Here is a 9,085-nt window from a genome sequence, read left to right as displayed (position 1 = left end):
AGGAGTCTATGGCCAGCGAAGAGCATGAAGACAACACCATTTACAAAGTCGTCGTGAACCACGAGGAGCAGTACTCGATATGGCCCGAGTACCGGGAAAACCCGCTCGGGTGGCGCGACGCGGGCAAGGCCGGCACCAAGGCGGAGTGCCTCGATCACATCAAGGAGGTCTGGACCGACATGCGGCCGCTCAGCCTGCGCAAGCAGATGGACGCGCAGGAGGGCCGGTCGTCGTGACGGAGCTCCACGCCGTGTCGCCGGCGGCGCCGCGGGGCGAGGCGGACGGCCTCGCGCGGTCCTGCCTCCCCGGCGCCGCGTTCCCCCTGATCGCGAGCCCGCTCCGGCGCGGCGACGCCTCCGCCGTCCCCGCGCTCGCCGCGGCCGTCCGGGCGTGCGCGGACGAGGCGCTGACCTCGTACGGAGCGGTGCTGTTCCGCGGGTTCCCGGTGCGCGCGCTCGCGGACTTCGAGGCCTTCGTCAAGCTCGTGACGCCGGAGCTGCTCGACTACACGTTCGGCTCGACGCCGCGCTCCCACCTGCAGAGTCGCATCTACACGTCGACGGAGTACCCGGCCCACCAGCACATCCCGCTCCACAACGAGCAGTCGTACACGCTCGAGTGGCCGCTCAAGATCTGGTTCCACTGCGCCCAGGCCGCCGCCGAGGGGGGCAGCACCCCGCTCGCGGACAGCCGAGAGGTCTTCCGCCGCGTCCCTGCCCGGATCCGCGAGCGCTTCACCGCGAGGAAGGTGATGTACGTGCGCAATTACGGCAGCGGCCTGGACGTCCCGTGGCAGCAGGTCTTCGGCACGAACGACCGGGCCGCGGTCGAGCGCTTCTGCCATGAGCACGGCATCGCGTGCGAGTGGAAGCCGGGCGGCGAGCTGCGCACGCGGCAGGTGTGCCAGGCCGTGGCCACCCACCCGCGCACCGGAGAGCACGTGTGGTTCAACCAGGCTCACCTGTTCCACGTCTCCAACCTGGAGCCGGCGGTGCTCGAGGCGCTGCTCGCGGTCTTCCCCGAGGACGACCTGCCCCGCAACGCGTGTTACGGCGACGGGTCTCCCATCGAGAGCTCGGTCCTCGACGAGATACGCGAGGTCTACAGGCAGGTCGCCGTGGAGTTCCCCTGGCAGGAGGGGGACGTGCTGCTCGTGGACAACATGCTCGTCGCCCACGGACGCACGCCCTTCCGGGGCCCGCGCAAGGTCCATGTCGCGATGGCCGAGCCCTTCCGGGCCAAGGCCCGCTGAGGTTCTTCCATGCAAGAGGACGTCTTCGTTTTCCCGATGAGCTTCGCCCAGGAGCGGCTCTGGTTCCTGGCCCAGCTCGAGCCCGAGAGCGCCTCCTACAACCTGGCCGCCGCCGTGCGGCTCACCGGGTCGCTCGACGCCGGCGTGGTGGAGCGGTGCGTGGCCGAGATCGTGCGGCGCCACGAGATCCTGCGCACGACGTTCGGCGTCGTCGACGGCCAGCCGGTCCAGGTGATCCGGCCGGAGGGCGCGCCGCGCGTGCCGCGGATCGATCTGACCGGCCTGCCCGAGCCCCAGCGCGACGCGGAGGCCCGGCGCCTGATCGAGCGCGAGGCGCGGCGCCCCTTCGACCTCGAGCGCGGCCCGCTGCTGCGGCTCGCGCTCCTCGGGCTGCGGGAGGACGAGCACGTCCTCGTCTGGGTCGTTCACCACATCGCCTTCGACGGGTGGTCCACGGGCCTCGTCCTGCAGGAGTTCGCCGCGCTCTACGCCGCGTTCGCGGCGGGCCGGCCCTCCCCGCTGCCGGAGCTGCCGCTGCAGTACGCGGACTTCGCCCACTGGCAGCGCGAGCGGCTCGCGTCGGGCGCGCTCCGGTCCCAGCTCGACTTCTGGACCCGGCGCCTCGCCGGCCAGGACGCGCTGCTGGAGCTGCCGACGGACCGGCCCCGGCCGGCCATCCAGCGCTACCGCGGGGCGCGGTACTTCTTCCGGCTGCCGGCCGCGCTCACCGGCGCGCTGCGCGCCCTGGCGCGGCGCGAGGAGACGACCCTCTACGCCGTGCTGGTCGCGGGGTTCAAGGCGCTCCTCGCGCGGGTCACGGGCTCGCTCGACATCCGCGTGGGCACGCCGGTGACGAACCGGAGCCGGGCCGATCTGGAAGGGCTCGTGGGCTGCTTCGCCAACACGGTCGTGCTCCGCACCGACCTCGGCGGCGATCCGACGTTCGCCGCGCTGCTCGCGCGCGTGAACGAGACGGTGCGGGAGGTCCAGGCGCACCAGGAGGTGCCGTTCGACCAGGTCGTGGAGGCGCTGCGCCCGGCGCGGGACCTCTCCCACGCGCCGCTCTGCCAGGTGCTCTTCGCGCTGCAGCCCGCGCTCCGGCAGGCCCCCGAGATCCCCGGGCTCGAGGCGCGCCTCGTGGATCTCGACGCGGGCGGCGCCCAGCTCGATCTGTCGCTGGAGATGGCCGCCGACGAGGGCGGCCTCGCCGGGGCGATCGAGTACGACACGGACCTGTTCGACGAGGCCTCGATCGAGCGCCTCGCCGGGCACCTCGAGCGGCTGCTCGCGGGCGCCGCGGCGAGCCCGGAGGCGCGCCTGTCCGAGCTGCCGCTGCTCGCGCCGGAGGAGCGCGCGCGCGTGCTCGCGTGGGGCGCGGCCGCGGCAAAGGAGCGCGCGCCGCGCGCCTTGCACCGGAGCTTCGAGGCGCGGGCCGCGCTCGCGCCGTCGGCCGTGGCCGTCGTCCACGAGGGGCGATCGATCGCGTACGGCGAGCTCGATCGGCGCGCGAACCAGCTCGCGCAGCGCCTGCGGCGGCGCGGCGTCGGGCCCGAGGCGCGCGTGGGCGTGTGCCTGCCGCGCTCGATCGAGATGGTCGTCGCCGTGCTCGGGGTGCTCAAAGCAGGCGGCGCCTACGTGCCGATCGATCCGACCACGCCGCGGGATCGGATCGCCGCGATGGTCGCCGACGCCGGCGTCCGCGTGGCGGTGACCGGCGCGGAGGCGGCGGACGGGCTGTCCGGCGTCCCCGCGCTGATCCGCCTCGATCCGGGCTGGACCGAGCTCCGCGGGGAGCCGGCGGCGCCGCCGCCGGGCGATCCGTCGCCCGAGCAGGCCGCGTACATCCTGTACACGTCCGGATCGACGGGCGTGCCCAAGGGCGTCGTCGTCCCGCACCGGGCGATCGCGGGCTTCGTCGAGGCCGCGGCGGCGCTCTACGAGATCGCGCCCTCGGACCGCGTGCTGCAGTTCGCGTCGCTGAGCTTCGACGCCAGCGCCGAGGAGATCTTCCCCTGCCTCCTGCGAGGCGCCGCGCTGGTGCTGCGCACCGAGGCGATGCTCGAGTCGCCGGCCGCCTTCCTCGAGGCGTGCGCGGCGCAGGGCGTGACGGTGCTGGATCTGCCGACCATGTACTGGCACCGCGTGGCCGCGGAGCTCGCGCACGGAGGGCGCCTGACCCTGCCGCCCGGCCTGCGGCTCTGCATCATCGGCGGCGAGGCGGCCCTGCCCGAGCGCGTGAGCGCCTGGCGCGCGTCGGCGGCCGCGCGGGTGCGCCTCGTCAACACGTACGGGCCGACCGAGGCCACGGTCGTGGCGACCGCGTGCGATCTCACGGCCCGAGGCGCGGGCCCCGCGTCCGCCGTGCCGCCCATCGGCAGGCCCATCGCGGGCGCGCGGGCCTACGTGCTCGACGCGGCGGGGCGGCTCGCGCCCGTGGGCGTGGTGGGCGAGCTGTACCTCGGCGGCCAGGGGCTCGCGCGCGGCTACTGGGCGCGCCCCGGGCTGACCGCGGAGCGCTTCGTGCCCGATCCGTTCGCGGGGCGGCCGGGCGAGCGGATGTACCGGACCGGCGACCGCGCGCGGTGGCGGGCGGACGGGCAGCTCGAGTTCGCCGGGCGCGTGGACCACCAGGTGAAGCTGCGCGGCTTCCGGATCGAGCTCGGCGAGATCGAGGCGCGGCTCGCCGAGCACCCCGGCGTGCGCGGCGCGGTCGCGATCGTGCGCGAGGATCGGCCGGAGGATCGGCGGCTGGTCGCCTACGTCGCCGCCGCCGAGGGCGTCTCGCCGGAGCAGCTCCGGCGGGCGCTGCGGGAGCAGGTGCCCGACTACATGGTGCCGTCGGCCTTCGTCGTGCTGGACGAGCTGCCGCGCACGCCGCACGGCAAGATCGACCGGCGCGCGCTGCCGGCGCCCGCCGCGGAGGGCGCGGGCGAGGCCGCGGCCCCGCGGACGCAGGCCGAGGAGGCCCTCGCGGGGATCTGGGCGGAGCTCCTCGGCCGGACCGCGGTCGGCGTCCGCGAGAACTTCTTCGAGCTGGGCGGCGACTCGATCCTGGCGCTCCAGGTGGTGGCGCGCGCGCGCGCGGCGGGCCTCTCGATCGCGCCCCGGCAGATCTTCCAGCACCAGACCGTCGCCGAGCTGGCCGCGGTGGCCGAGGCCGCCCCCGCGGCGAGCGCGGCCGCCGAGCCGCTCGACGGCGACGTGCCGCTCACGCCCATCCAGCGCTGGTTCTTCGAACACGTCGGGGAGCATCCGCACCACTGGAACCAGTCCGTGCTGCTGGAGCTGCGGGCGCCGGTGGCGGCGGAGGCGCTCGAGGCCGCGGTCGTGGCCGTGGCGGAGCACCACGAGGCGCTGCGGCTGCGGTTCACCCGCGAGGGCGGCGTGTGGCGGCAGCGCCACGGGGGCGCGGCCGGCGCGGCGGTCGCGCGCGTGGACCTGTCGGGGGTGCCGGACGCCGAGCGAGCGGCGGCGCTCTCGCGCGCGGCGGGGCCGTGGCAGGCGCGGCTCCACCTGAGCGAGGGGCCGCTGCTCCGCGCGGTCCTGTTCGACCTGGGCCCGGAGCGCCGCGGCCGGCTGCTGCTCGTCGCGCACCACCTCGTCGTGGACGCGGTCTCGTGGCGGATCCTGCTCGAGGATCTGGAGACCGCGCTCCGGCAGCGGGCGGCCGGCGAGGAGATCCGGCTCCCCGCGAGGACCACCGCCTTCGGGTCCTGGGCGCGGCGCCTCGCGGCGCGCGCCCAGTCCGAGGAGGTGGCGCGGCAGGCCGACGCGTGGATCGCCGCTGCGCGGGGGACGGCGCCGCTGCCGGCGGACGATCCGGCCGGCGCCGGGCTCGAGGGCGACACGGTCCGCCGCATCGATCGGCTGGACGAGGGCGAGACCCGCGCGCTGCTCGCGGCGACGTCGGCGTACCGGGCGCGGGTCGACGAGCTGCTGCTCACCGCGCTCGGCGGGGCGCTCGCGCGGTGGACGGGCGATCCCGCGGTGCTCGTCGAGGTGGAAGGCCACGGGCGCGACGCGCTGGACGACGCGGATGTCTCGCGCACGGTCGGGTGGTTCACGAGCCTCTACCCCGTGCGGCTCGAGGTCGCGCCCGACGCGGCGTGCGACGAGGCGCTCAAGGGGGTGAAGGAGCAGCTCCGCGGCGCGTCGTGCCGCGGGGGCACGTACGGCCTGCTGCGCTACCTGAGCGAGCGCGGCGCGGCGCTCGCGGGGCAGCCCGCGCCCGCGGTGAGCTTCAACTACCTGGGGCAGTGGGACGACCTGTTCGCGGCGAGCCAGCTCTTCGCGCTCGCCGAGGAGGACGCCGGGGCCGAGCGCGATCCGCGGGCGCCGCGGGGCTACGAGCTGGAGGTCGACGCCGCCGTCGTCCGCGGGCGCCTCCAGGTCACGTGGAGCGCGAGCGGCGCGCGCTACCGGCCGGAGACGATCCAGCGGCTCCGCGACGACTTCGCGGCGCGGCTGCGCGCCCTCGTCGCCCGCTGCCTCGAGCCCGGCGCGGGTGGGTGCACGCCGTCGGACTTCCCGCTGGCGCGGCTCGATCAGGCGACGCTCGACCGCCTGCTCGGGCCCGGCCGCGACGTGGAGGACGTGATGCCGCTCAGCGCGCTCCAGCAGGGGCTGCTGTTCCACAGCCTGTGGGAGCCCGGCGACGGGGCCTACGTCGAGCAGGTGACGTGCCGGCTGCTGGGGGCGCTCGACGCAGGCGCCTTCCGCCGCGCCTGGGAGGCGGTGGTGCAGCACCACGGCGTCCTGCGCACGACCTTCGCCTGGGAGGGCGCCGACGAGCCGCTCCAGATCGTGCGGCGGCCGGGCGCGGCGACCGCGCTGGAGATCGAGGTCGAGGACTGGCGCGGCGCGGGCGCGGAGGAGCAGCGGGCGCGGGTGGCGGCGCGCCTCGAGGCGGACCGCGCGCGCGGCTTCGATCTGGCCCGGGGTCCGCTGATGCGCCTCGCGCTCCTGCGCGTGGACGACGAGGCCCACGTCGTGCTGTGGAGCCATCACCACCTGCTCCTCGACGGGTGGTCGGCGGCCCTGGTGCTGCAGGACGCGTTCTCCGCGTACGACGCCCTGCGCGCGGGCCGCGCGGTCGCGCTGCCTTCGCGCCGGCGCTACCGCGAGTACATCGCCTGGCTGCGCGGGCGCGACGCGCGCGGCGAGGAGCCGTTCTTCCGGCGGGCGCTCGCGGGGTTCGGCGCGGCGACGCCGCTGCCCCTGGAGCGGCCGGCGCCGGCCGAGGGGGCGACCGGGTACGGGACCGCGGCGGTCGCGCTGCCGGAGCCGGTCACGGCGCGCCTCCAGCGCTTCGCGCAGCAGCACCACGTGACGTCGAGCACGCTCGTCCAGGCCGCCTGGGCGCTGCTGCTCGGCCGGACCGCGCGGACCGACGACGTGCTGTTCGGCGTCACCGTCGCCGGGCGGTCGGCGCCGCTTCCGGGGATCGAGTCCATGGTGGGGCTCTTCATCAACACGCTCCCGCTGCGCGTGGCCGTGCCGCCGGCCGCCACCGTCGCGGCGTGGCTGCGCGATCTCCTGCGGGCGACGACCGAACTCGGGCCACACGAGCACACGCCGCTCGCAGAGGCGCGGGCCTTCAGCGAGATCCCGGCGGGACAGCCGCTGTTCGAGAGCCTCCTCGTCGTCGAGAACTATCCGAGAGACCCCCGGGTGCAGCAGGGGTTGCCCGGGCTCGGGGTCCGCGACGTCGCGTTCGAGGATCAGACCAATTACCCGCTCACCTTGACCGTCCTGCCGGGACAGCAGCTGACGCTGCGCCTCTCGTACGATCGGCGGCGCTTCGATGACGCGGGCGCCTCCCGCTTGCTCGGCCTCGTGGAGGCGGCGCTCCGGCAGATCATCGGCCGTCCCGAGGCGCGGGTCGGCGATCTCCCGCTGCTCGGAGATCTGGAGTCCGGGCGCGCGGTGGCCGGCTGGAACGCGACGGAGCGCGGCTATCCGGAAGACCTGCGCGTGCACGAGCTGTTCGAGGCGCAGGCCGAGCGGACGCCGGACGCGACGGCGGTGATCTTCGAGGACCGCCGCCTGAGCTATCGAGAGCTCGACGCGCGCGCCAACCAGGTGGCCCACGCCCTGCGCCGGCGCGGCGTCGGGCCCGATGGGCTCGTCGCCGTCGCCGCAGAGCGCTCCGTCGAGCTGGTCGTCGCCCTGCTCGGCGTCCTCAAGGCCGGCGCTGCCTACGTCCCCATCGACCCCGATTACCCCGCCGAGCGCATCGCCTTCATGCTCGACGACGCCGCCGCTCCCGTGCTCCTCACCCAGTGGCCGGTCGCCTCGCGCCTACCTCCGCACCGCGCACAGCTGCTGTGCCTCGACGTCGATCGCGCAGAGCTCGACGGCGAATCGACCGCCAAGCCCGCCGTCGCCGTCTCGCCGGACAACCTCGCTTACACCATCTACACCTCGGGCTCGACCGGCCGCCCCAAGGGCGCCGGCAATACCCACCGCGGCCTCTTGAATCGGCTGCAGTGGATGCAGGAGCGGTACGGCCTGACCGCCGAAGATCGGGTGTTGCAGAAGACCCCCTTCAGCTTCGATGTCTCGGTCTGGGAGTTCTTCTGGCCGCTCATCACCGGCGCCGGCCTCGTCGTCGCCCGTCCAGGCGACCACCGCGACGGCGAGCGGCTCATCGAGCTCATCGCCCGCAACGGCGTCACCACCGTGCACTTCGTCCCCCCGATGCTCCAGGCCTTCCTGGAGACGCCCGGCGCCTCGTCGTGCGCGTCGCTGCGCCGCGTGATCTGCAGCGGCGAGGCCCTGCCCGCCGAGCTCGCGCGGCGATGCTTCGAGCGGCTCCCTCACGCCGAGCTCCACAACCTCTACGGGCCCACCGAGGCATCCATCGATGTCACCGCCTGGGCCTGCCAGCCACTCGACACGTCCGCCTCGGTGCCCATCGGCACCCCCATCGCCAACACCCAGATCTACCTGCTCGACCATCATGGCCATCCGGTCCCGGTGGGCGTGGCCGGGGAGCTCCACATCGGCGGCGTCGGACTCGCGCGCGGATATCACAACAGGCCCGCGCTCAGCGCCGAGCGGTTCGTCCCCGATCCGCTCGGCGCTTCGCCCGGAGGGCGGCTGTACCGCACAGGCGATCTGGCCCGCTATCGCCCCGACGGAGCCATCGAGTTCCTGGGACGGCTCGACCATCAGGTCAAGCTCCGCGGCCTGCGCGTCGAGCTCGGCGAGATCGAGGCGCGCCTGCTGCTGCACCCCAGCGTGGGCGAGGCCGTCGTCGTCGCCCGCGACGAGGCCCACGGCGGAAAGCGCCTCGTCGCCTACGTCACCGGCCGCGACGGCGCCACGCCGGAGCCAGAGACGCTGCGCGCCTGGCTCGCCGACGCGCTCCCGGCCTACATGGTGCCTGCCCCCATCCTCCCGCTCCCGCGGCTGCCGCTGTCGCCCAATGGCAAGGTCGACCGCCGCGCCCTGCCCGCGCCCGATGCGGCGGCGCCGGTCGAGCGCCCCTATGTCCCGCCGCGCACCGAGGCGGAGCGGATCCTCGCCGAGGTCCTGGCGGAGGTGCTCCACCGCGAGCAGGTGGGCATTCACGACAATTTCTTCGAGCTGGGCGGCGACTCGATCGTCACCTTGCAGGTCATCGCGCGCGCCGCCCAGCGCGGGCTGCGGCTCTCGCCCAAGCAGCTCTTCGAGAGCCCGACCGTGGCCGAGGCCGCGGCGCTCCTCGCCGTGTCGGCCCCGCCGCCGGCCGCACCGCCGGCGGCCGCGCCGCCGCGCTCCCCCGAAACCCCCGCCGCCGGCCTCTCCCCGGAGGAGTGGCGCGATCTCTTGGAAGAGCTCGACAGGTGA

Annotated in this window: 3 protein-coding genes; all 3 read left to right on the top strand. The window is 75.1% G+C overall.

Annotated features, from left to right (window positions below):
• The first annotated feature begins 8 nt into the window (after positions 1–8).
• The 3 genes from WMF26_RS46730 to WMF26_RS46720 are packed head-to-tail and all read left to right on the top strand — an operon-like array spanning position 9 to position 9,085.
• Positions 9–236, top strand: a complete 228-nt coding sequence (locus WMF26_RS46730; protein ID WP_020741476.1) for an MbtH family protein — start codon at positions 9–11, stop codon at positions 234–236.
• Positions 233–1,252 (top strand): TauD/TfdA family dioxygenase, encoded by a 1,020-nt coding sequence (locus WMF26_RS46725; RefSeq protein WP_437997983.1) that lies wholly within the window; start codon positions 233–235, stop codon positions 1,250–1,252. The genes WMF26_RS46730 and WMF26_RS46725 overlap by 4 nt, the downstream gene beginning before the upstream one ends.
• Positions 1,253–1,261: 9 nt before the next feature.
• Positions 1,262–9,085: an amino acid adenylation domain-containing protein gene (locus WMF26_RS46720; protein WP_437997982.1), complete on the top strand. Its 7,824-nt coding sequence runs from the start codon at positions 1,262–1,264 to the stop codon at positions 9,083–9,085.

The organism is Sorangium sp. So ce185 (genome assembly GCF_051526825.1).
In the GTDB taxonomy this organism is placed as follows: domain Bacteria; phylum Myxococcota_A; class Polyangia; order Polyangiales; family Polyangiaceae; genus Sorangium; species Sorangium cellulosum_D.
Note: the sequence above shows the minus strand (reverse complement) of the source record. Positions and strands in the feature narration are given on the sequence as shown.